Origin of the sequence: Oribacterium sp. P6A1 (assembly GCF_000702885.1) — a bacterium.
In the GTDB taxonomy this organism is placed as follows: domain Bacteria; phylum Bacillota; class Clostridia; order Lachnospirales; family Lachnospiraceae; genus Oribacterium.
Genome location: NZ_JNKO01000007.1, coordinates 169,236 through 191,364, shown reverse-complemented (window position 1 = coordinate 191,364; position 22,129 = coordinate 169,236). Strand labels below are relative to the sequence as shown.

20 protein-coding genes are annotated in these 22,129 nt (G+C 43.3%); 19 read left to right on the top strand and 1 reads right to left on the bottom strand.

Going from position 1 to position 22,129, the window contains the following annotated elements; translation table 11 throughout:
* Positions 1 to 168 precede the first annotated feature (168 nt).
* The 10 genes from T515_RS07295 (at position 169) to T515_RS07250 (ending at position 10,623) form a co-directional block, all read left to right on the top strand.
* A complete protein-coding gene (locus T515_RS07295) occupies positions 169 to 1,164 on the top strand; it encodes an alpha/beta hydrolase-fold protein (RefSeq protein WP_242839348.1) in 996 nt (331 codons plus the stop codon).
* A gap of 86 nt (positions 1,165 to 1,250) precedes the next feature.
* On the top strand, positions 1,251 to 1,643 hold the full coding sequence (locus T515_RS07290) for a pyridoxamine 5'-phosphate oxidase family protein (protein ID WP_036609271.1): 393 nt from the start codon (positions 1,251 to 1,253) through the stop codon (positions 1,641 to 1,643).
* 310 nt (positions 1,644 to 1,953) lie between these two features.
* Positions 1,954 to 2,769: a polyphosphate polymerase domain-containing protein gene (locus tag T515_RS07285; RefSeq protein WP_081832715.1), complete on the top strand. Its 816-nt coding sequence runs from the start codon at positions 1,954 to 1,956 to the stop codon at positions 2,767 to 2,769.
* 110 nt (positions 2,770 to 2,879) lie between these two features.
* Positions 2,880 to 3,548 carry a DUF4956 domain-containing protein gene (locus tag T515_RS07280; RefSeq protein WP_242839347.1) on the top strand — a complete coding sequence of 223 codons (669 nt, stop codon included), beginning with the start codon at positions 2,880 to 2,882 and terminating at the stop codon, positions 3,546 to 3,548.
* 16 nt (positions 3,549 to 3,564) lie between these two features.
* The gene (locus T515_RS07275; RefSeq protein ID WP_051671538.1) at positions 3,565 to 5,241 is read left to right on the top strand and encodes a carbohydrate-binding domain-containing protein; all 1,677 of its coding nucleotides are present in this window, start codon (positions 3,565 to 3,567) and stop codon (positions 5,239 to 5,241) included.
* 444 nt (positions 5,242 to 5,685) lie between these two features.
* A complete protein-coding gene (locus T515_RS07270; protein ID WP_051671537.1) occupies positions 5,686 to 6,906 on the top strand; it encodes a bifunctional glycosyltransferase family 2/GtrA family protein in 1,221 nt (406 codons plus the stop codon).
* A 28-nt stretch (positions 6,907 to 6,934) separates the two neighbouring features.
* Positions 6,935 to 8,026 carry a phosphodiester glycosidase family protein gene (locus tag T515_RS07265; protein WP_242839346.1) on the top strand — a complete coding sequence of 364 codons (1,092 nt, stop codon included), beginning with the start codon at positions 6,935 to 6,937 and terminating at the stop codon, positions 8,024 to 8,026.
* Positions 8,027 to 8,128: 102 nt separating this feature from the next.
* Positions 8,129 to 8,641 (top strand): hypothetical protein, encoded by a 513-nt coding sequence (locus T515_RS07260; protein ID WP_051671536.1) that lies wholly within the window; start codon positions 8,129 to 8,131, stop codon positions 8,639 to 8,641.
* Entirely contained in the window at positions 8,638 to 8,835 is a 198-nt protein-coding gene (locus tag T515_RS07255) for a hypothetical protein (protein WP_036609267.1), read from the top strand. The genes T515_RS07260 and T515_RS07255 overlap by 4 nt, the downstream gene beginning before the upstream one ends.
* Positions 8,836 to 8,946: 111 nt before the next feature.
* Positions 8,947 to 10,623, top strand: coding sequence for a Na/Pi cotransporter family protein (locus T515_RS07250; protein WP_036609265.1), 1,677 nt, complete (start codon positions 8,947 to 8,949; stop codon positions 10,621 to 10,623).
* Between the two features lie 153 nt (positions 10,624 to 10,776).
* Here the strand turns inward: T515_RS07250 and T515_RS07245 are convergent, their stop codons facing one another.
* On the bottom strand, positions 10,777 to 12,612 hold the full coding sequence (locus T515_RS07245; RefSeq protein WP_036609264.1) for a GDSL-type esterase/lipase family protein: 1,836 nt from the start codon (positions 12,610 to 12,612) through the stop codon (positions 10,777 to 10,779).
* A 156-nt stretch (positions 12,613 to 12,768) separates the two neighbouring features.
* On the opposite strand from T515_RS07245, the gene T515_RS07240 reads away from it, so the two are divergent.
* From T515_RS07240 to T515_RS07200, 9 genes are all read left to right on the top strand, one after another.
* Positions 12,769 to 14,037 carry an LCP family protein gene (locus tag T515_RS07240; protein ID WP_051671535.1) on the top strand — a complete coding sequence of 423 codons (1,269 nt, stop codon included), beginning with the start codon at positions 12,769 to 12,771 and terminating at the stop codon, positions 14,035 to 14,037.
* Between the two features lie 75 nt (positions 14,038 to 14,112).
* Complete coding sequence (locus T515_RS07235) at positions 14,113 to 14,697, top strand: hypothetical protein (RefSeq protein ID WP_036609263.1); 585 nt, start codon at positions 14,113 to 14,115, stop codon at positions 14,695 to 14,697.
* Positions 14,698 to 14,808: 111 nt separating this feature from the next.
* Positions 14,809 to 15,528 carry a CpsB/CapC family capsule biosynthesis tyrosine phosphatase gene (locus tag T515_RS07230; RefSeq protein ID WP_155988310.1) on the top strand — a complete coding sequence of 240 codons (720 nt, stop codon included), beginning with the start codon at positions 14,809 to 14,811 and terminating at the stop codon, positions 15,526 to 15,528.
* A gap of 69 nt (positions 15,529 to 15,597) precedes the next feature.
* Complete coding sequence (locus T515_RS07225; RefSeq protein WP_036609335.1) at positions 15,598 to 16,347, top strand: YveK family protein; 750 nt, start codon at positions 15,598 to 15,600, stop codon at positions 16,345 to 16,347.
* Positions 16,347 to 17,111, top strand: a complete 765-nt coding sequence (locus T515_RS07220; protein WP_081832714.1) for a CpsD/CapB family tyrosine-protein kinase — start codon at positions 16,347 to 16,349, stop codon at positions 17,109 to 17,111. The genes T515_RS07225 and T515_RS07220 overlap by 1 nt, the downstream gene beginning before the upstream one ends.
* Before the next feature lie 181 nt (positions 17,112 to 17,292).
* The gene (locus T515_RS07215; RefSeq protein WP_036609259.1) at positions 17,293 to 18,384 is read left to right on the top strand and encodes a glycosyltransferase; all 1,092 of its coding nucleotides are present in this window, start codon (positions 17,293 to 17,295) and stop codon (positions 18,382 to 18,384) included.
* A 144-nt stretch (positions 18,385 to 18,528) separates the two neighbouring features.
* On the top strand, positions 18,529 to 19,719 hold the full coding sequence (locus T515_RS07210) for a polysaccharide pyruvyl transferase family protein (protein WP_036609257.1): 1,191 nt from the start codon (positions 18,529 to 18,531) through the stop codon (positions 19,717 to 19,719).
* Positions 19,716 to 20,945, top strand: a complete 1,230-nt coding sequence (locus T515_RS07205) for a Coenzyme F420 hydrogenase/dehydrogenase, beta subunit C-terminal domain (RefSeq protein WP_036609255.1) — start codon at positions 19,716 to 19,718, stop codon at positions 20,943 to 20,945. Before T515_RS07210 ends, T515_RS07205 begins: the two co-directional genes overlap by 4 nt.
* 145 nt (positions 20,946 to 21,090) lie before the next feature.
* Positions 21,091 to 22,125 (top strand): glycosyltransferase family 2 protein, encoded by a 1,035-nt coding sequence (locus T515_RS07200; protein WP_036609254.1) that lies wholly within the window; start codon positions 21,091 to 21,093, stop codon positions 22,123 to 22,125.
* The last annotated feature ends 4 nt before the right edge of the window (positions 22,126 to 22,129 follow it).

Below are 22,129 nucleotides of genomic sequence, written 5' to 3'. Positions count from 1 at the left end.
GCCAGTCCATGAAAATATGACATGAGAGGAACTGACGCTTATATCATATTATACATTTATTTCAGGCGGAAATATAGTGCACGGGAAATGTAATTCATGGTATAATCTTCGTATTACTTTGACATAGAAATAACGAACGTGAAATATAGAGGATAGGAGGAACAGCTAGTGAATCGAGATAAGTATATGTGGCACAGTGTGCATCTGGATAAGGATATGTCGGTTGTGGTTTATGGGACAAAGGGTATCCCTGTACTTGCTTTCCCGACTCAGAGTACCAGATTTGATGACTGGGAAAAGAACGGTATGGTTGACAGCATAGAGGAATTTCTTGAGGCCGGAAAGATCCAGCTTTTTACCGTCGGATCAGTGGATGATGAAAGCTGGCTTTGTGAGAACGGCATAGATGTATGGAGGACCGCAAGACAGGAAAGCTACTACAGGTATATAGTCGAGGAGGTGCTTCCGTTTATACGAAAGATAAACAAGACAAAAAAGCTGCCTATTGCTGCAGGTACCGAGATTGGGGCAAATCAGGCGGCGGTTGTCTTTTTGAGAAGACCGGATCTTTTCCAGGCTCTTATCGCCATGTCTGGAATCTATGATGCCAGATATTTCTTTGGAAACTATATAGATCATGATCTTTATGAAAATTCTCCGGAGCGTTTCCTGGAGAATATGGCACCGGATCATGAGTATATCCGGATCTACAATAACAGAAAGATGATTTTCTGCGTTGGGCAGGGAGCACAGGAATTTGATGGAGTGCGTGCCCTCAAGAATCTTGAGAGAATCTTTATCACCAAGAGCATCAATGCATGGTGCGATTATTGGGGATATGATGTTTCCCACAGCTGGGAGTGGTGGTGCAAGCAGATAAAGTATTTCCTTCAGAAGGTCCTGGAAACAGACAAGGAGTCTGTAGCAGTCAGTGATAAAAAGAAAATCGAAGCATCTGATGAAAAAAAGAAGACTGTAGCAGCTGACGATAAAAAGAAGATCGAAGCATCTGATGATAAAATGAAAACGGAAGTCGCTGAAGATAAAAAGAAGGCCGAAGCTGTAAAGGCAGAGAAAAAGCCCGATGGGGTAACTCAGGCAAAAAAGCCTTTGAAATCCGGTGAAGAGGCAAAGGCACAGGTGACCGGCGGTAAGGGTATATAAAGCCGTTGACGGTCAGGTTTCATTTGGAAGTACAGTGATTAACAAGAGGAACGGTTATATTTTCTTAAATTTACGTGGAGGTAATTATGCAGAGAGTAGAACAGTTTTTAAAGCAGGCAGATACATATTATCTTGCGACGGTGGATGGTGATCAGCCACGTGTGAGACCCTTCGGGACAGTAAACATCTTTGAAGGCAGACTTTACATCCAGACCGGCAAGGTCAAGGATGTTTCAAAGCAGATCCACAAGAATCCGAAGGTTGAGATATGTGCTTTTAAAGACGGCACATGGCTCAGGGTTTCCGGAGAACTTGTAGAGGATGAGAGAATCGAAGCAAAGAAGTCAATGCTTGATGCCTATCCTTCACTTCAGAAGATGTACTCTGCAGAGGATCCAAACACGGAGGTATTTTATCTTAAAAATGCAAAGGCTACCTTCAGCTCCTTCGTCAGCGCTCCTGAAACAGTAGAGTTCTGAGTGATATTTGGATATCATAAATTCTTTATTCCGCTTTTGTGCAGGCACAAGGGGAAGATAGAATTAAACCAATTATGGCGTTGATATAAAAACCGGTTCGTGACACAGAGTCACGGGCCGGCTTTTTATTTTCACATAAAGTACACATTTTCCAAAGGTCTTTTTCAGCTTTTTTTCAGTTTGGAACTGTATGCTACATCCATCCTAAAGAACTTTAAGTTTTTCATAAGAACTTAACAGTCCGATAAGTCAGGGGAATATCTAACAGAAAAGGATAAACCGACTTTGATTCATGAGAGGAGAAACAGATATGGCATTACAGATTTTTGAAAGAATTGAAAAGAAGTTCATGTTGACGAGAGATCAGTTCGATAAGCTTCAGCCGATTCTCGATAAATATATGTCTCCAGATAAATTCACAGACTATACCATCTGCAATATATATTTTGATACGGACAATTTTCAGTTGATCCGCACCTCCATAGAGAAGCCTAAGTACAAAGAGAAGTTAAGACTAAGGTCCTACGGAGTACCCACTGAGGACCAGGAGGTTTTTCTGGAGCTTAAGAAGAAATATGCGGGAATCGTTTATAAAAGACGAATCTCCATGAAGATGTCAGAGGCAAGAAAGTACTTATATGAAGGAAAAACGCCAGAGATCAAAGATGATTTCGCAACCAGACAGATCTTTAAGGAGATAGATTACGCAAAAAACTTCTACGGACTTAAACCAAAGGCCTTTATAGCTTATGACAGAGTGGCGCTTCACGGAAATGAGGATCCGGATCTGAGAGTTACTTTTGACAATGCCATAAGAGCAAGGGAAAAGAATCTGGAGCTTACGGAAGGAGATCAGGGAGAGTACATAATTCCTGATGACAAGGTTCTTATGGAAGTGAAGATTCCCGGAGCCATGCCGGTATGGATGGCTGAAGCATTTGCAGAGCTTGATATAAATATGGTGTCCTTCTCAAAATACGGAAGCTACTATAAAAAACAATTCGCAGAAGAGATAGGACATGAAGCAAAGATTATAGCATTAAAACAGCTCAATGCCCTGGAGCTTCGAAGAAAGAGCGGAGCAGCTGTGGGGGAGCTTGCAATTCCAAGAAGGGCAATGGCTTAAGCAAAGTTTTTCGGACTTTTTTCAAAAAAAGTTTCAAATATAAAAATGCGTGCAGTGTTATATAAGAGCAGATTTGATCTGCACAACGCTAATAGATGAGGAGAAATATCATGTTAGATACAATTATTAAAGATACAGGAGCAACACCGGAAGTTTTTGTTTTATGCCTTGGAGTTTCAATGCTTCTTGGGGCGGCAATCGCGGCAATCCACAGCTACAAAAACAGGAGCAGCAAGAATTTCCTTATGACACTTATACTGCTTCCGGCCATCGTTCAGTCGGTGATCATGCTTGTGAATGGTAATGTGGGAACCGGAGTGGCAGTCATGGGAGCCTTTTCCCTTGTTAGATTCAGATCTCTTCCGGGAAACAGCCGTGAGATTTCATCCATTTTCCTTGCCATGGCAGTGGGACTTGCAACAGGTATGGGCTATATAATGATGGCAGCAGTGATGACAGTGCTGGTTGGAGCGGTTTCCCTTGCTATAGTTGCGGCTCCCTTCGGAAAGGCCAAAGAGCTGGAAAGAGAGCTTAAGATAACTATTCCCGAAAACCTTGACTATTCGGATATCTTTGATGATATATTCGGAACATATTCAGAGGATGCACAGCTTATGAGAGTTAAGACTGTAAATATGGGTTCACTTTATGAGCTGGTATATCATCTGACACTTAAGGATAAGAAAAATGAGAAGCAGATGATTGACGACATCAGAACCAGAAACGGCAATTTGGAGATAAGCTGCGGAAGAATTTCTGAAAAGGTGGAGTCACTCTGATTCCGGAGGTAAAGAAATGAACAACTATTCAAAAGAGATATATAACAGAACACTTAAGGGTATGGCAGAAGTGCTGACTGCTGCGGTCGTTGCTTCTGTTATGGCAACAGGCTGCGGTAACACAAAGACCGATCAGGCTTCGGGAACAGGGGATGCAGCAGCTCAGGCTTCTTCCGACAGCTCATCGGAGAGCGTTTCTTCGGTTTCGGCTTCCAAAGATGTAAAGTCTGCAAAGGGCGAAATAGCCATAACAGTTACCGATGGAAATATTGACATAAGCGGGCAGAATTCAGACAGTGTAAAGCTGTCAGGCTCTACCATAACCATAACAAAGGCCGGTACCTACAGACTGAGCGGTACCCTTACGGAGGGACAGATTCTGGTGGAAGCCGGAGACAAGGATGATGTTCAGCTTGTCCTTGACGGCTTCAGCATCAGTAACAGCGAAACAGCACCGATTTATGTAAAGACTTCCGGTAATTTCTTCTTAGAGATTGAGGCAGGTACTGATAATACGGTGGAGGACAAACGTGAGGCTGTATCTTCGACAGACAGCACCGTTGCAGAGGAAATTCCCGACGCGGCTATATACAGCAAGTCCGACCTCTATATCATTGGAACAGGTACCCTTAATGTCAACGGCGGTTACGCAGACGGTATCCATGGAAAGGATCTTCTGATGGTATCAGAAGCGGTGACCCTCAATATAAATGCAGCGGAGCACGGCATTAACGGCAAGGACAGTCTGGAGATTCAGGCAGGAACCTTCAATATCACTTCCGGTGAGGATGCCCTTCATTCCAAGGGGGATGTGATCATCAGCGACGGAACTGTCAACATTTCCGCGGAAGACGATGGAATTCATGCGGAGACGGCACTTATCATAAACGGCGGAAAAGTAAATGTGGCTGAATCCTATGAGGGTCTTGAGGGACTTTCCGTAACCATAAACGGTGGAGAGGTCAGTGTCACGGCTTCTGACGACGGTATCAATTCCGCAGGGGGATCCGATACTTCAGATGATATTTTTGCAGTCACTGATGGAGCGGCCATAACCATAAACGGAGGAACCGTGTACATAACAGCCGCCGGAGACGGTATTGATTCAAACGGAAATGTAGTCATTACCGGTGGAGATATTTATGTTGACGGTCCTGAGATGGATGGCAATGCATCTCTCGATTACAACGGAACAGCCACCATAACAGGCGGAAGCTTTGCGCTTACGGGTTCCAGCGGTATGTTCCAGAGCTTCAGTGAGGATTCAACCCAGGCACAGATTATAGTTTACTATTCGGAGAAACAGGCAGCAGGCACAGAAATCACTGTTACAGACAGCGAAGGAAACGTGATCTATGAAAATGCTGACTCCACAAAGGCATTTACAGCATTCCTGCTTTCTGACGCTAAACTTAAGGATGGAGAGACCTATACCGTAAAGACAGGTGATCAGGAAGAAACGGTGACCATTGACGGGCTCACAGGTACCATTGGGGAGCGTTCTGCCAATATGATGGGCGGAAGAATGGGCGGTCCGGGTCAGGGCGGCCCAAGAGGTCAGGGTGGTCCGGGAGGCCAAGGCGGAAATGCTCCTTCTGACATGGGAGGAACACTACCTGAGATGAATGGTGCTGCGGGGCAGATGGGAAATCCACCTGAAGGTGCTCCTGAGATGCCGGCAGAGACACGATGATGGAATATGAGAAAGATTTTCAAAACCTATTGAAAGTATCTGAATTATAATTTACTATTTCATTAAGGAAGGCGCTTGCCGTAGACGGTTAGCCCTTAACTTAATTGGTTACAAAAATAACCGCTCAACTTTCCAGGCTGGGGCGGTTATTTTTTTTGCAATCTTGTAAAAGTCATTCGAAACGCAAATTGTTTTGGATGGCTTATTTTTTTCCTACTTTTCTTCAGCATCATTCAAGCTTCGTTTCGTAAGATACAGCCATACAGGTAGTGACCTGAGCATTAGCCAATTAATACGACGATAGATTAAAACTTAGTCGACGGAATGTATTTTTATAGGAAATTGATGAGATCAATCGATATTTCGGTCTGTGAAGTACTATAGTCAAGTGCTTCCAAATCTTTGAGACCGGAGCAGATCAGAGTTCTGAAAGGAGCAGGAATTATGTATATAGAATCAGCACTTATAAAGATTGCAGTGATTCCGGCGTATGAGCCGGATGACAAGCTTATAGAAGTAGCAGCCGAAGCCGCAGCTTCGGGTTTTGAGGTAGTTGTGGTAGATGACGGATCTGCAGGAGGAAACGCAGTGAAATCCGGGAAGGTGCCGGCAGAAAAGTTCCGTCTTATATTTGAAGATGCAAAACTTTTTGCCCATGTCATAAGCTACCCGGAAAACAGAGGTAAGGGATATGCCATGAAAGAGGCATTCAGATACATCAGGGATAAATACAGGTACGAGCCGGGATACGCGGTGGTTGTTATTGACTCCGACGGCCAGCACAGGGTCAGTGATGCCGTAAGGCTTGTGGAATATGCAGCAGTTCATTCGGGTACACTTGTCCTCGGAAGCCGTAAGCAGAGCCCCTCATCCCCCCTCAGAAGCCGCATTGGAAACGGCATTACAAGAAGCGTTTTCAGAATGCTTTCAGGGGTGGGCATTTATGATACCCAGACCGGAATGAGAGCCTTTTCAAAGGAACTTACGGAGAGAATGCTTGAAATCTCCGGAGACCGCTATGAATATGAGATGAACATGCTTATGGAGTTTGCTCGTCAGGGCCTTCCCATGGAGGAACTTCCCATAGAAACAATATATATCGACAACAACGCGGGAAGTCACTTTGATCCTTTTAAGGATTCGGCCCGGATATATGGAGAGATCTTTAAATTCAGCGCTTCCAGTTTCCTAAGTTTTATCATTGATTACCTCGTGTTCCTTTGCATAGTTGCCCTTTTCGGAACATCCGTTTCAGTGGTGCTTTTTGCCAATGTCTTTGCCCGGATTACAAGCGCTGTGTTCAACTATAGCATTAACCGAAATTTTGTGTTTGCGGGCTATGACTCGGATAAGACAAGCAAGAAGGCGGAGGAAAACGGAAAGTCATCGGCTATAAAATATGCAGCCCTTGCGGTGAGCATACTTACAGTGAATTCGGTTCTTCTTTATCTGTTCACGACCTATACCGGAGCAGATCCCGTTATACTCAAAGTTTTGGTTGAAGTACTTATGTTCTTCGTCAGTTTCGCTGTACAAAGAAAAATCGTTTTTGCAAAGGGAACAAAAGGAAAGAAAAACCGTAAAACTCACGTGCCGGAAGATGTAGAGATCATGCCGGAAGAAAGGTTCAAGTCGGCTAAGAATCTTAGCGTGGCGGTAAAGTGAAGTATATACAAAGGAAAAAGAGGTGAAAATGAAGACCAGTACTATGCCGAGGAATATTTCCTCAGGAAAATTCAATTTAATATATTACAGTCTGCTCATCATGTTTACGAGCTATGCGCTGCTTGACACTTTTGTTATTCCCAAGAGATACAGCGCTGATACAGAGAGGCTTCAGGTGACTGTAAAGGAAGTAAGTAAATCAGTGACCGCGGAGGATGCGGCAGTAAGTGAAAAGAAGAAACACGAAAGACCATCAGGCGGTCCCGGAATGGCAAAGCCTGGAAGCCATACATCCAAAACCACATCAGCTACGGCGGATGTGACCACCACCATAGATACTGTTAGCTCTGACACAGCCCTGGGAACCTATTCAGACAGCGTAAAGACCATAACAGTATCGGAATACAGGGCAAATGACACATCAATATACGTTGCAGATGTGAGACTTGTGGGAGATGCAACAACGGAAGACAGCGATGCCTATACTTCACAGGATCTCATAAAGACGGCATTTGCCGAAGACACATACGGAAAGAACGTCAAGGCAGAGACTTCGGAAATCGCGGAGGAAAATAATGCGATCCTTGCTATCAACGGCGATTTTTACGGAGCTCAGAACGAGGGATACGTAGTAAGGAACGGCACTCTTTACAGATCAACCTCCAGGGGAAATGAGGATCTGGCAATTCTCACCGACGGAACCTTACGGATCTTTTCTGAGGATGAGGTAAGTGCAGAAGAGATTCTGTCAGAAGGCGCTTCTGATGTATTAAGTTTCGGCCCCGGACTTGTTATAGACGGAGAGATCGCGGTAACGAAGGATGAGGAAGTTGGAAAGGCCATGGCCTCCAACCCAAGAACGGCAATCGGCATGCTGGAGGACGGACACTATGTTTTCGTTGTTACGGACGGAAGAACAAGTGAATCAACCGGACTCACACTGTATCAGCTTGCGGAATTTATGCAGAGCCTTGGATGTACAACTGCCTACAACCTTGACGGCGGCGGTTCCAGCACCATGTATTTCAACGGTCAGATAGTGAATAAGCCCACCACCGGAGGAAATAAAATTTCAGAGAGATCCGTGAGCGACATCATATATATCGCAAAGCAGGATTAGAATTGCGAAAAAGCTATAAGAGTAAATCGCAGGACTTATACATGTATGGTGCCGATAACGGAGTAACCGGATAATGAATAAGTCCTGCATCAGGAGGTAATAATGACGAATTATATCAGTTTAAAAGAAACTTTAACAGTAACAGATCAGGACAGAGAAAAAAACATCGAAATAATAAATGAGGACAGCGCAGCGCAACGGCTCATAAACAGGAAGCTGGCTATGAGAAAGGTCCTGAGATATGTCATTTCCACCATAGCAGCAGCTGTGTTTGGCGCAGTTTATGAGTATTTCAGTTTCGGAGTTTATTCCTATTATATGCTGTATGCCTTTGCATTTCCTTTGGTCCTTGGAGTTCTTCCGTGGATGCTCGCTGCAATGGATGTAAAAGGACCGGGAGCGGGATTTCCCGGACAACAGACAATTGATTTATGGGGATACGGGATTACGACACTTACAGTGGGCTCCATATTACATGGAGTATTGGACATCTATGGAACTACAAGCGCTTTTACAAAATACTATTTCATAGTTGGCGCCATTCTTCTTTTGACAGCTGCCATGATATTCATAGGAAGAAAAGAGAAACAGGAGTCAGAGGGAAATATTTCATGAGATTGTATTTTGAAATGGTTTATGTTGACGGATTAAATGAAAGTGGGGGAGCTGGTCTGGGAATTGCAGACAGGCTCCCGCTTTTTATTAGAAGATTTGATCTCTGTTTTAAACAGGGCGAAGACCAGGTTTATTCACAAAATTTTTGTACGATAAATGCAAAAATATTCAAATTATCTTATGGCTTTCTCTAAATATGTACTATTTTAATAAAAGATTGTGCGATATACTTAAAATTGTATGGGCAAAAATAAAGAGAAAGTGGTCTTTTGAACAAAGGATTCACGAAAATAGGGAGAAACTAAATGATTACAATTTTTGTAAGTCTGTTAGGTGGGCTGGGCCTCTTCATTGCAGGTATGTACATGATGAGTCACGGTATCGAAAAGGTTGCCGGTAACAAGCTCAGAAAGATTCTGGAGACATTCACCAGAACGAGACTCACGGGAGTGCTTGTTGGTCTGTTCTTCACGGCTGTGATTCAGTCCTCCAGTACTGCCACGGTAATGGTAGTAACATTCGTAAATTCAGGACTGATGGCATTGTCCAATGCCTGCGGTATCATACTTGGTGCAAACATCGGTACCACGGTGACGGCATTGCTGGTTGCCTTCCGATTGTCAGCGATAGCGCCTATCTTTATTTTTGCCGGTGCTATCATGATGAATTTCATTCCTTATCCGACTGTTAAAAAATCAGGTGAGATCGTCATGGGTTTCGGACTTTTGTTCGTGGGTATCTCCACCATGTCGGGCTCAATGGCGGATCTAAGAGAGATTCCGGCGGTTATAAGTTTCCTTTCCGGCTTTACAAATCCGGTGCTGGGACTTCTCATGGGATTTGTCATCACCTCCATTGTTCAGTCATCATCCGTGACAGTATCCATACTCGTTGTCATGGGTTCCATGGGTCTTGTGGATCTTCGCATCTGTATGTTCATTATCCTTGGTTGTAACATCGGCGCATGTTCAAGCGCAGTTCTTACAGCTCTTCAGGGTAATGTCAATGCAAAGCGCGCAGCCCTCATCCACCTTTTGTTCAACATATTCGGAACAGTTCTCATGTTTATCCTGCTAATGCTTTTCGCCGGACATATCGAGAACATCATAAGATTCATCTCCGGAACCGGAAACGACCCGGGATCTCTTGGACGAAATATAGCATTTGCCCACTTTATATTTAAGGTGTTCCAGGTTATCATTTTCTATCCGTTTATGGACCAGATCATCAAGCTTACTTATGTTCTGGTCAAAGAGGATCAGACTCCGGAATCCAAAGAGGATGGAGAGTTCCGTCTCAAGTACATCAATATCAACAAGCTTCCTAACCCGGCAGTTGCCATTTACATGGCAAAACAGGAAATGGAGCGCATGGCCAATGCAGCCTTCAAGAACCTGAACACTGCCATGGAGTGTCTCATCAATGAGGACGGCTCAGGTATCGAAAAGGTCTATGAGACAGAGAAGTATATCGACTGGCTCTGCGAACAGATAACCACATATATGACAAAGATAAACCAGAATGCCATTCCTCTACGGGACGCGGATCTCATTGCAGGATATTTCCATGTATGTTCGGATATAGAAAGAATCGGCGATCATGCAGAGGATATCGCAGATGTGGTGAAGTATTTTACCGAAAAGGATGTCCATATGTCGGATCTTGCGAAGGAAGACCTGAAGGGCATGATGGATGTGGTCAACAAGCTTATGAGAGATTCCCTCGACATGTTCGTTACGGGGGATATGACAAATATGGAAGAGGTTCGTACTCTTGAGGACGAGACCGACAGTCTGGAGCTAAGCCTTCAGGATAAGCATATCCAGAGACTCAGCGAAGGTAAGTGCTCCGTAAGAGCAGGCATTTTCTTCTCGGATATCGTTTCCGGTATCGAACGCGTAGGAGATCATGCCATCAATATCGCGTTCTCGCTTTATGAGGCAAAGAACCGTAATGCTGCAGTAAAAGCAGTGGCATTCTAAAAAATCCTTCGATTGATTTACGGAACTATACATTAAAAAAGAAGTGTTGCATAAGTTGCAGCACTTCTTTTTTTATAAGCTAAGGATATGTGATGGGCAGCACAACTGCTTTCGATTTTTAATATAAGGAGTCACACGGCTTCGAGCTGCTTATCAGTACGTCTTCACCTTTGGAGAAGAGGTGGTCATGAGATGGTCCCCCTTTACGATATCCGGTTTAGTTAAAGAGGTTTGATTCGCATCATCCGGAAGTGTGGGAAAGGAGTCTTCAGACACATCAGATGAAGCAGATTCAGAAACACTTGAGTTTGTGACGCCGGTCTCGCTGGTTTCATTACCATTATCAGTATTATTAGTAGTATCATTAGCATGGTTAGTCTCACCGGACTTTTCCGATGGCTGATCCTGAGTATGCGTCACGACTTCATCACTTTCAGGTTCGGAATAGGCAGACTCCCGGGAATTCTCCGTTGCCTTCTCAGAAGTGATTTCTTCACTGTGTGCTTCTGCGGGACGACTGTTTACCAGAGTTTCATTTACAGCATTCTCTGATTCTTTTTTAGCAGCAGATGCTTTCGAAGAAGCCGGTTTAGATGCAGAAGTACCGGTTACCGGGGCAGAGGTTTCTGTATCCGTCTCGGTGATTTTCTTTCCCTCCCGGTCCAGAGGGATCAATGTGCCTGTTCCATCCACGGGACCGATGATTTCCGGTGACGTGAATGCGTCCAGGGTTTCCGACATAGGGACATCTTTTGTGAAAAGCACTCCCCGGAAAGTGTCAGCCTGAGACTTTGTAAGGAAGCTGAGCATCAGATAATCCGAGATCTTCACGTGATCGTTGATGGGTTCGATGGCGCGTTCCTCTTTCGTATCCGTAAGTGAAAATGCATTCCGTCCGAGGCCCCGGCCTCCATCACTTACCAGAAGGTCATTGGCACCCGGAATATAAGAAAAGTCCACACCAAGTGTTCCGATAAAATGCTCGGTATCTATGCCGGCTTCTTTTAAAGCAGCAGGACCTATGGTCAGAGTATACTGATCGATACGGGTAAAATTATCTGAAGGGATATATACCGGATCCATCAGCGCCGGAGCTTCCGGAGAAACCGGTGTTACCGCATCTTTTTTGTAATCCGGGTATTTCGAAACAGTAGATACGATGGAATGAAAAATGGTATCTGCGAGAAGTTTCTGCCCGGAATCGTTCAGGAAGAGACCATCGTTTGTATACTGGCTTCCTTTGTCTTCGGAATTATCACGGTCCTTCGGTGACATGGCCGACGGCATATCTATCAGGGCACCGTCATAAGTTTTCGTGAGATTTTTCAGAGCATTGGCATTTTCATCCAGATAACCTGATTCCGGCTGCATGACACCCTGATGACCGAGAATCGACATCACACTGCAATGAGGGTATTTCTCCTGCAGATTTCTGAGAATTCCCTCATACCAGAGAGAAAAGTCCTTCGGCTTATCATTTGTACCGAAGCTTAAGATGCAAAGATCATAATCCTTTCCGCCTTCGGACTGATTATCCATGGACGACAGAAGACCAAAACCGGAATAAGCAGTGGTTGATCCGGATAAAGACATATTGTCGATAGTGACATTAACCTTATATTTCTTACGGAGAGAATTTTCAAGGATAGAAAACCAGGTGGATTTTTTCTTTTCGGCACCAAGCCCATGTCCGTAAGCATCTCCCAACACGAGGATACGTACCGGAAGGTGATCATGAAGGCGCTGGTAGAAGCTGTCATTTTTCTTCTGAGACTCTTTCAGACTAAGGCGTTCTTCGGTTCGCCTTGTCAGTGACTGGTTATACAGTTCCTGATTTTTTGTTCGTGCCCAGGCCTGATATGATTTCTGTTCCTGATAGTCCCGTACTACAAAAAAAGAGGTGCCGCATAGAACGATCCCCAGTACGGTTCCGCCGAACAGTTTCTTCACAAAAGGAGAAACGTTCCCGATTCGATTATTTCGATACATGATTTTCCTCTCATTGAAAAAGATTTTATCCTATTTTAACTAAGCCCCTCAAGCATTTAAACGACGTATATGTCAGAAAAATTTTCGAATTCGCCCATAATTTAATATAATGTGGTCATATGTCAAACTTCGTCTATACAAAATATAGGAGAATTCATGGCAAGAGAACAACATTTAGAAAAAGAAAGAGCAAAGAGAAAAAGGCAGAGACCCCTAAAGATATTCATCGCAGGGGTGATGATCATCGCTATAGCAGGAGGCGTCTGGGTATATCAACAGTATCAGGCCCGGATAAGTGTAAACCAGGCGGCTGAGATAGGGCAGGATCCGGAGAAGGTTGAAGCTTTCAACAAGCAGCTTCTGGATTCCGGAGCTTTTGGAGACGGTAGTACGGGGATTCTTGGTGGAGAGAATATCGGTAAAGAGGAACTCCGGGATCTTATAGATATGGCCAGCAATCCGGACAAGCAGATTCTCAAAGTTACCTGTAAGCCGGGGGAAGATATCAGTAAACCGGAATATGCCCTCAATGGTATCACAGTGGAAGAACGACCAAAGGTATTTGATCTTCCGGAGCTTTATTACAATGGAAAGCATTATAAGCGTAATACTGCGGTGAAGGCATATCTGATACTTGGTATAGATACAGACAGACCTCTGAAAGAGGATTTTGATTCCCATGATACGGGAAGAAGTGACGGTATTTTCCTGTTGGCTCATGATACTGCAAAGAATCAGGTGACCATAATACAGGTGCCCAGAGACACCATGTGCGATATGTATGTTACAGATTATAACTACAACATCCTTCGCATCGGCCATGATCATCTGACTCTGGCTTGGTGGATGGGAGACAATCATGAGCTGTCCGGAAAGCTTGCAACCACGGCTGTTTCATGGCTCTTCGGGGGATTACCAATCGATGGATACATGGCTGGCCCTGCCGGAATCATCAATCGTCTAAATGATTTTGTGGGAGGAGTAACGGTAGAAGTTCCGGATGACAGCATAGAAAAAGCGGATCCTGTATTCAAAAAGGGCGCCAGGGTAGATCTTCAGGGAGAACTGGCAGAGATGTTTGTCCGCTGGAGAGATACCGATGTGGCCGGATCTCCCATAAGCCGTATGGACCGGCAGCGCATATATGCCATCGCCTTTGAAAAGAAACTGATTTCAGAGCAGAAAAAGGATAAGGACACGGTTCCGCAAATGTTTCAGCTTTTAGATGACAACATCATCACAAATATGGAAAAGGGAACATATCTTGACCTGGCTCTGGAAATCCTTATGAAAGATGATCCACTTTCTGAATCAAGCTTTATCACACCAAAAGGTGATATACGGATAACTGAATATGATGAATTCTGGCCGGATTACATGGATATTGACAAATCGGTCCTAAACATTTTTTACAGAGAAGTATAAATTTATAGTATGGGCTAAAGCTATGTGCACAGAAAGCTTGATGCCTAAATACAAAAGTAAGGAGGCGATGACCAAATGAAAAAGAAAATTCTTACACTTGCGCTGGTGTTTGCACTTTCTGCATCAAGCGCTGTGTCTGCATTTGCTGCCAATTCCACAAGTGGAAGTACTAATTCTTCAACAGATCGTGGTTCATCTGATAGCGATTCTGGCTCATCAAGTACCACAGGTACAACAGGAACAACAGGAACAGTTGCGCAGACTACAACAGGTTTTGCAGCATCAACTAACAATGGTACAACCACTGTCACTGCAGATGGTGCAAGTAAGACCAGTGAAACACAAGAAGTAACCATCGAGGGTGTCAAGGCTGTTTTTGAGGATGGCACGGTCAAGGGAGCCGGTCTCGATTTGGAGCTTCAGTCAGCGGTAGCTACACTTAACGGTGCTACTTATACAACTGTTACCAACAAGGGAACCATCGACGGAAGTACTGTAGATCTCAAGTTTATGCTTTGTACTATAGGTGGAAGTACTGCCGGTTTGATGATAGATCCTGCTACAGGATCTTACTCGAAATTTACCGGAGATCTCACCATAGTTCTTGCCGACGGAACAAGGAAACTTGTTCATGTTGTAAACGGACAGTTTTATGTTTGATTAACTGATATTTATCCCGGGAAATAGCTATAAGGCTTGTGCGGTGCACAGCACAGCCTGGATGCCGGGGAGGCGGGAAACTGCCTCCCTGTCTTTATGAGGGGAAATGTAGTGTTTGATATTCATTCGCATATTATTTATCAAATAGATGACGGGGCCAAAAGTCAGGAAGAATCCCTGCACCTTATACGTTCAGCCGTATCACAGGGAGCGGAAGGAATTTTTGCGACTCCTCATTACTATCCGGAGGCGCCTTCTGATCCCGAAGAAATCCGAAAAAAACTGGATATCCTGCGTGAAAGATGCAGTAGAGAAGAGCTCCGGGTAGCGCTCTATGAGGGGAACGAAGTACTGTATTTCGAAAGCATGATAGAAAGGCTCAGAAGCGGTGAGATCCTGACACTTGCAGGCTCCCACTATACCTTGATAGAGTTTTATCCTATGGAAAGTTATCAGGTGATACTCAGGGCAGTGCGAAAACTTCGCCTTGCAGGTTATCGCCCGGTTATCGCCCATGCCGAACGATTTAAGGGGCTCAGAGAGCATGGACTTTCAGAAGTGATCCGTATGGGGGGATACATTCAGGTGAGCACAGAACCCCTTAGCAAAAGCGGGTTTTCAGCTATGATGGATGAAGAAACCGGATTTGTGCGGGATGCCATCAGGAAGGGGCAGGTACATTTTCTGGGAACTGACATGCACCGTGAGGACAGGCGTCCGCCGGTACTTGCGAAGGCCATCCGCTGGATAGAAACTCATGCACCGGAACAGTCAGTCGATCTGTTTCGTGGGAATGTAGAGAAATTAATACAGGATAAAGAAATAGTATAAACGAGGATAGTTATGCCTTTTAATAATAAAAACACAGTGGAAAATACAAACCTTTTGACGGGGGTATCGATGAATCAAATCATGACTGAAGAGGATGATACAATCGATTTGTTTGAAATTTATATCGAGATTAAACGTCGACTTTGGCTTTTGATCCTAAGTGCAGTACTTTGCGGTGCTCTGGGATACATGGTATCACGCTTCGTTCTGACACCCACCTATACAAGCACCTCAATGATCTATGTCATGACGAAAGAAACGACCCTGACAAGTCTTGCGGATCTCCAGATCGGAAGCCAGCTGACTAACGATTATAAGGTGCTGGTGACCTCCAGAACAGTACTTGAAGATGTTATCAAAAGGCTGGCTCTCGATATGAACTACCTGGAGCTTCGAAAAAAGATCACCATGGATAATCCTGCGAATACCCGTATATTAAAGATTTCTCTTCTGGATACAGATCCCGGAAGAGCCAAGCAGCTTACAGACACGGTGGCAGATTGTGCCAGTGATTATATAGCGGACATCATGGAACAGGATCCGCCGAAGATCATCGAATACGGTGAGATCCCACTTAAGAAGACAGGTCCCAAGACTGCACGAAATGCTTTGCTTGCTGCACTTATGGGTATGGCAATCGTATGCTGCGGAATCGTTATCGCTACCATAACAAATGATGCTATTAAAACAGAGGATGATATCGAAGAGTACTTAGGTGTACCGGTACTGGCATCTATCCCGGAAATAGATGAAAAGGCAGCGGAAAAGGCACGCCACTATGGATATGATCGCAGAAAGAGTAAGAAGGGAGACAAGTGATGAATTACAGAAGCTTAACTATGACAACTCCTGTGGATAAGGATTTCCGCTACTCTGAGTCTATCCGTACTCTTCGTACCAATATCCTTTTTTCCGGTTCTAATGTTCACACTGTACTCATAACCTCCACGTCGCCAAACGAGGGAAAATCTACAGTATCCTTTGATCTCGCAAGAGCTTTTTCAGAGTCAGGAAAGCGCACACTTTATGTGGACTGTGATATCCGTAATTCCGAGTTTGTTTCAGTACATGCAGCAAGGGACACTTCACAAAATGAGATTCTGGGGCTTAGTCAGATACTGACAGGACAGGTTCCTATCGAAGAAGGCTTTTATAAGACTGATATGATACCGAACCTTGATATAGTTATGTCAGGACCTTACTCGCCCAATGCTGCAGAGCTCTTTGAGGATGAAATGTGTGAATGTTTTTTCAGGAGAGTTAAGGAAGAAGGTTACGATATGGTCATCCTGGATACAGCACCGGTCGGTACAGTTATAGATGCGGCTATTTTAAGCCGTTATGCGGATGGCACTGTGCTGATCTGCGAATCTGAGATCACCAGCAGGAAGCTTCTCAAGAAGTCAAAAGCTCAGCTGGATCGTACAGGAACCCGTTTCCTCGGAGTGATCATCAATAAGGTCAATATGTCGAAAAACGGCTACTACGGTAATTACTATAAGAAGTACAGTAAGAACTATGGTGACTATCGTAGTTATGGATATTATGGCGGATATGGAAGAGGTGGATCTGATCTGTCGTAGGAGATGAGGAATATAGCATTGTTGTAGTAATGGGATGTAATGCGTATATAGCTTTGATTCTTTTTAGGGGAATTAATTATTAGTGTAATTGTAACTGCTGATAAGATGACCGGAGTAGTGGACTTGATAAGAAAGTAGCTGTTCTGATAGTTTGTTGGATTAATTCGAAGGGGAGAAGGTCATGAAAAAAAAGAAAATACTTTTCGTGGTTGAAGCTATGGGTGGAGGCGTTTTTACTTATATTGTGGATTTAGCAAATAAACTGGTCAAAGATTATGATATGTTCATTGCTTATGCGGTAAGATCACAAACGCCTGAGGATTATAAAGCTTATTTTGATGATCGGATTCACTTGGTGGAAGTTAAGAACTTTACACGCTCTATAAATCCGGTCAAGGATTTAAAGGCTGTACTGGAAGTTAAGAAGATAGCTGATGAAATTCAACCTGATATAATCCATCTTCATAGTTCTAAAGCCGGTGTAATCGGTCGGATTGCTTTTAATGGAAAAAATATACCACTGTACTATACACCACATGGATACAGCTTCCTAATGAAAAACTATACACCTTTAAAGAGGATGATGTTTAAGGCAATAGAGACTATATTTGCCAAAAGGAACTGTACGACAATTGGCTGTTCATTTGGTGAATATATAGAGACCTTGAATCTTACAAAGAAAGCCACTTATATAGATAATGGAATCAACACTGCTGAGTTAGAAGGTATGATCAAAGCGGTTGATAAAGAGGAACATCCTTTTACTGTATTTACTTTGGGAAGGATATGTCATCAGAAAAATCCTCAACTATTTAATTCAATTGCGGAAACTATGCCGGATGTACGTTTTGTGTGGATCGGTGATGGTGAGTTGAGGGATGAACTGAAAGCGCCGAACATAGAAATCACAGGATGGGTTGATCGGGAAAATGCTCTTAAAAGATGCTATAATGCTGATGTTTTTTTGCTTACGAGCTTATGGGAAGGGCTTCCGATCAGCCTGCTTGAAGCTATGTATATGAAAAAGCTTTGCGTTGTGAATGATACCATAGGTAATCATGATGTGATTAAGAATGGCGTAAACGGTTTTGTTTGTAAGACAGTAAATGATTTTATAAAAGCAATTAGGACAACTGATACGGAAAAGCTGATTAAGTTGGCATATGAGGATATACAAAAACGGTACAACATTGCTGTGATGGCGGATGAATACGACAAAATCTATCAGGGTAAGACGCAGCATGAGTTGGTTTTAGCTACAGTTCCGGCATAGTACGAATGATTTGATTGCTCCACTGTCAAAGAAGAGAAGCTGTGGCGGCATGAAAAGGATAATGCATGTTGCGGAGGTCCTAGCGGTGCGATACCTTGTTGCTTTTCTGACAAAACTGAAGAGGTATACCGCACGGAGGTGATGATGAAAAAAGTAGGAATAGTATCTTGTTATTTCCAACCGAATTATGGAAGCATGCTTCAGGCGCTTGCAACACAGATGGCATTGGACAAACTAGGTTATGAAAATGAGACGATTAATATTACTGAGTTCAACAGCGAGATAAAAAAAGCAAAACTTCTTTATTTCACAAAAGCCGCATTAACATCAGATATATTGCTATCGAAGATGGGAATGGCAAAAAATGTCATAAAGAAAAGATACTCTCGTAATGAGTACGGAAAGAACTGTGCTATCAGAAAAAAGAAGTTTACAGAGTTCAGTAAGAAACATTTCCGCCTGTCCGGAACTTTTGCGTCAAAGTCGGAGCTGGGGATGTATTCCTATGACAATTTGTCCACAGTACTTGTCGGATCTGACCAGCTTTGGCTTCCCGCTAATATAGCTGCAGATTACTATACATTAAACTGGGTTCCAGAGTCTGTAAACACAGTTGCTTATGCCACCAGCTTTGGACAGTCGGTGCTTCCCAAGGATTCCTCTGCAAAAGCGGCAGTATTCTTAAAGAAGATCAAACACATCGGAATCCGCGAAGAGAGCGGTCAAAAACTTGTAAAGCAGATAGCAGGACGTGATGTACCGGTTGTATGTGACCCGACACTACTATTTACAGGTGAAGAATGGTTGACAATTAAGAAAGAGGAACCGATTATAAAGGAGCCTTATATCTTTGTTTACTTCCTTGGAAATAATCCGTCACATCGGGAATTTGTGAAAAGGCTAAAGGAAGAGACAGGATGTATGATTGTCGCTTTAGTGCATCTGGATGAGTTTGTAAAGAGTGATGAAGGTTATGCGGATTATACGCCTTACGATATAGATCCGGCAGATTTCATTAACTTAATTAGAAACGCTAGTTATGTTTGTACGGATTCTTTCCATTGCTCAGTTTTCTCCATGCAGTATGAGAAAACTTTTTTTTCTTTTAGACGTTACGCACGAAAGACTGCATCCTCCACGAACAGCCGTTTGGATACTTTATTTAAGCTGGCCGGCGTCAAAGACAGAATATTGACTGGCGAAGAGGATGCCAGGGAGTGTATCAATCGAAAAATTGATTATGAAGCTGTTCGAGAGAATCTGGAACATATCCGTACTAAATCATATGAGTATCTGAAAGCAGCGTTGGCAGATGAAAGGAACACTGATCTGTGATTGAAATAAAAAACAAGAAGGATTGCTGTGGCTGCTGTATGTGCGCCGGGGCATGTCCCAAAGAATGTATAAAAATGCTTACGGATGATGAAGGATTCGTCTATCCTCATATTGATGATAGCGCCTGCGTGAATTGTCATCTGTGTGAGAAAGTATGCCCAGTGATTAATGTAAGAGATGACAGGAACAGCTTTCAGCAGCAGGGATACATTGTTCAGCATAGGAATCCGGAAGTTCTTAGAGAATCTACTGCCGGAGGTGCGTTTACGGCGATCGCAGAATATGTTATAGACCATGGTGGTGTGATTTTCGGTGTTGAGTTACAGACAGATTTGTATGCAAAACCTTCTGCGGCCCATCATATCTGGGTTGATAATAAAGCTGATCTGAAGAAATTCAGAAATAGCAAATATATTCAAAGTTTTGTTGGGGAGGGTACACCGAAACAGGTCAAATCCTTTTTAGAACAAGGCAAGTATGTATGCTTTAGCGGAACACCTTGTCAGGTAGAAGGAATAAAACAGTATCTTGATGCAAAGAAGGTTGACCAGACAAATCTAATCCTGGTAGATGTCGTTTGCAGAGCGGTCCCTTCACCGTTAATATTCAGAAAATATTTGGAACATCAAGAGAAAAAGAATTCTGAACATATCACAAGTGTACGTTTCCGTGACAAACATTATGGATACAAGTATTCAACAATGAATGTCATAAGTGACAGGAATAATGGGGATTACCATCGGGGGGTTGAATCTGATCCGTGGCTTCGGGCTTTCTTTTCAAACATATGTGACCGTCCATCGTGCCATGATTGTAAGTTCCGAAAACTCCATAGGGTTAGCGATTTTACCATATGGGATTGCTTTCACGTTGGCAGATTTTCTAAAGAACTTGATAATGACAGAGGAGCTACGAGGATGCTGGTGCACAGTTTGAAAGGCCAACAGATATTAGATGCTGTATCGGAGGAACTGGTGGAGTTCAAAGTGCCGGTTCAGATAATAGTTGACGGAGCGAAAGAACTGAACGAGTCTGTCGCACCAAATGAACAAAGAGAAACGTTCTTTATTGATGCGAATACTCTGAATGGATATGATCTGCTTGAAAAATACTTTCCGGAAACAGCAAAAGTCAAGTTGAAACGGATGATCAGAATGACAGCCCTCAATATTGGTATTTACAGTGTCGCCAAGAAAGTTTTTGTGAGACTAACTGGTAAGTACTAAGCAATATCCTAAATACGGCACTTGGACTGAAATGGTCGTTGATGATAAGTGTTGGTTGACACAAACAGCTAATTTGAAGTGAAGCAAAAGATGAGCCAGTGAAATGGGGTGTCAATGCATTGCTGAAATAGTAGGAGACAAATTGATGAATGAAACACCAAAGGTAAGCATCATAGTACCGGTATATAAAGTTCCGGAAAAATACTTGAGAGCGTGTATAGAAAGCTGTCAAAAACAGACCTTGAAGGAAATAGAGATTGTTTTGGTTGATGATGGTTCTCCCGATCAGTGCGGAACTATATGTGACGCTTACGCAGAAAATGACACACGGATAAAGGTGATTCATAAAAAGAATGGAGGTCTTTCAGCGGCCAGGAATACCGGGTTCTTATCTGCCGCTGGTAGATGGATCATGTTTGTGGATGGTGATGACTGGATTGAACCTGTTATGTGTGAAGCTATGTTCAGGGCTGGTGAGAATGATGGCGTTCAACTGGTCATGTGTGGAATCACAAAGGATTATGGTCATTCAACGGAAGAATATAGATATTACATTGAAGAAAAAACATACAGGGGAAATGAGTGCAAGTGGCTTCAGCAACAACTCCTCGTTTATAACGGAAATATCGCGGTTGCTTATTCCAAGCTGATCAGAAGAGACTATCTTGTGGACAAAGGGATTTTACATGATGAACAACTTAGGCAGGGAGCAGAAGGACTTGAATTTAATCTTCGGATGTTTGAAACCTTGAAATCAGCTAGTTTCATCAATAGACCATTCTATCATTACCTATATAATGAAAAGTCTATTTCTGCATCGCATGATGAGCGAAATCATCAGTATGTTATAAGCTGCTTTGAGAAGATAAAGAGTTTTATTGAGACGAGCGAAAACAAGGAGAAACTTTTTCCCTGGTTTGATAATAGATTATTGTATGTCGTGATTACAACGGCTATCAGCGGTTATTTTAGCCCATCAAATCCCGAGCCGTATATCGAAAAAAAACGTAAGTTCGCAGAATATTGTGAAAGACCAATTATTGCCAGGGCATTAAAGACAGAGAATACAAAAGGTCTGTCAAAGCAGAGACTGACTGTATTGTTTATGGTGCAGCACCACATATATTTTGCATTGAATTTAATGGGAATTATTAGGAAATGGCAAAAGCAGATGCGGTGATAGT

Bases quoted from the DNA above. Each gene is read 5' to 3' on its own strand.
- T515_RS07290 (WP_036609271.1), top strand. From the start codon at position 1,251: ATGCAGAGAGTAGAACAGTTTTTAAAGCAGGCAGATACATATTATCTT.
- T515_RS07285 (WP_081832715.1), top strand. From the start codon at position 1,954: ATGGCATTACAGATTTTTGAAAGAATTGAAAAGAAGTTCATGTTGACG.
- T515_RS07280 (WP_242839347.1), top strand. From the start codon at position 2,880: ATGTTAGATACAATTATTAAAGATACAGGAGCAACACCGGAAGTTTTT.
- T515_RS07275 (WP_051671538.1), top strand. From the start codon at position 3,565: ATGAACAACTATTCAAAAGAGATATATAACAGAACACTTAAGGGTATG.
- T515_RS07270 (WP_051671537.1), top strand. From the start codon at position 5,686: ATGTATATAGAATCAGCACTTATAAAGATTGCAGTGATTCCGGCGTAT.
- T515_RS07265 (WP_242839346.1), top strand. From the start codon at position 6,935: ATGAAGACCAGTACTATGCCGAGGAATATTTCCTCAGGAAAATTCAAT.
- T515_RS07260 (WP_051671536.1), top strand. From the start codon at position 8,129: ATGACGAATTATATCAGTTTAAAAGAAACTTTAACAGTAACAGATCAG.
- T515_RS07255 (WP_036609267.1), top strand. From the start codon at position 8,638: ATGAGATTGTATTTTGAAATGGTTTATGTTGACGGATTAAATGAAAGT.
- T515_RS07250 (WP_036609265.1), top strand. From the start codon at position 8,947: ATGATTACAATTTTTGTAAGTCTGTTAGGTGGGCTGGGCCTCTTCATT.
- T515_RS07245 (WP_036609264.1), bottom strand. From the start codon at position 12,612: ATGTATCGAAATAATCGAATCGGGAACGTTTCTCCTTTTGTGAAGAAA.
- T515_RS07240 (WP_051671535.1), top strand. From the start codon at position 12,769: ATGGCAAGAGAACAACATTTAGAAAAAGAAAGAGCAAAGAGAAAAAGG.
- T515_RS07235 (WP_036609263.1), top strand. From the start codon at position 14,113: ATGAAAAAGAAAATTCTTACACTTGCGCTGGTGTTTGCACTTTCTGCA.
- T515_RS07225 (WP_036609335.1), top strand. From the start codon at position 15,598: ATGAATCAAATCATGACTGAAGAGGATGATACAATCGATTTGTTTGAA.
- T515_RS07220 (WP_081832714.1), top strand. From the start codon at position 16,347: ATGAATTACAGAAGCTTAACTATGACAACTCCTGTGGATAAGGATTTC.
- T515_RS07215 (WP_036609259.1), top strand. From the start codon at position 17,293: ATGAAAAAAAAGAAAATACTTTTCGTGGTTGAAGCTATGGGTGGAGGC.
- T515_RS07210 (WP_036609257.1), top strand. From the start codon at position 18,529: ATGAAAAAAGTAGGAATAGTATCTTGTTATTTCCAACCGAATTATGGA.
- T515_RS07200 (WP_036609254.1), top strand. From the start codon at position 21,091: ATGAATGAAACACCAAAGGTAAGCATCATAGTACCGGTATATAAAGTT.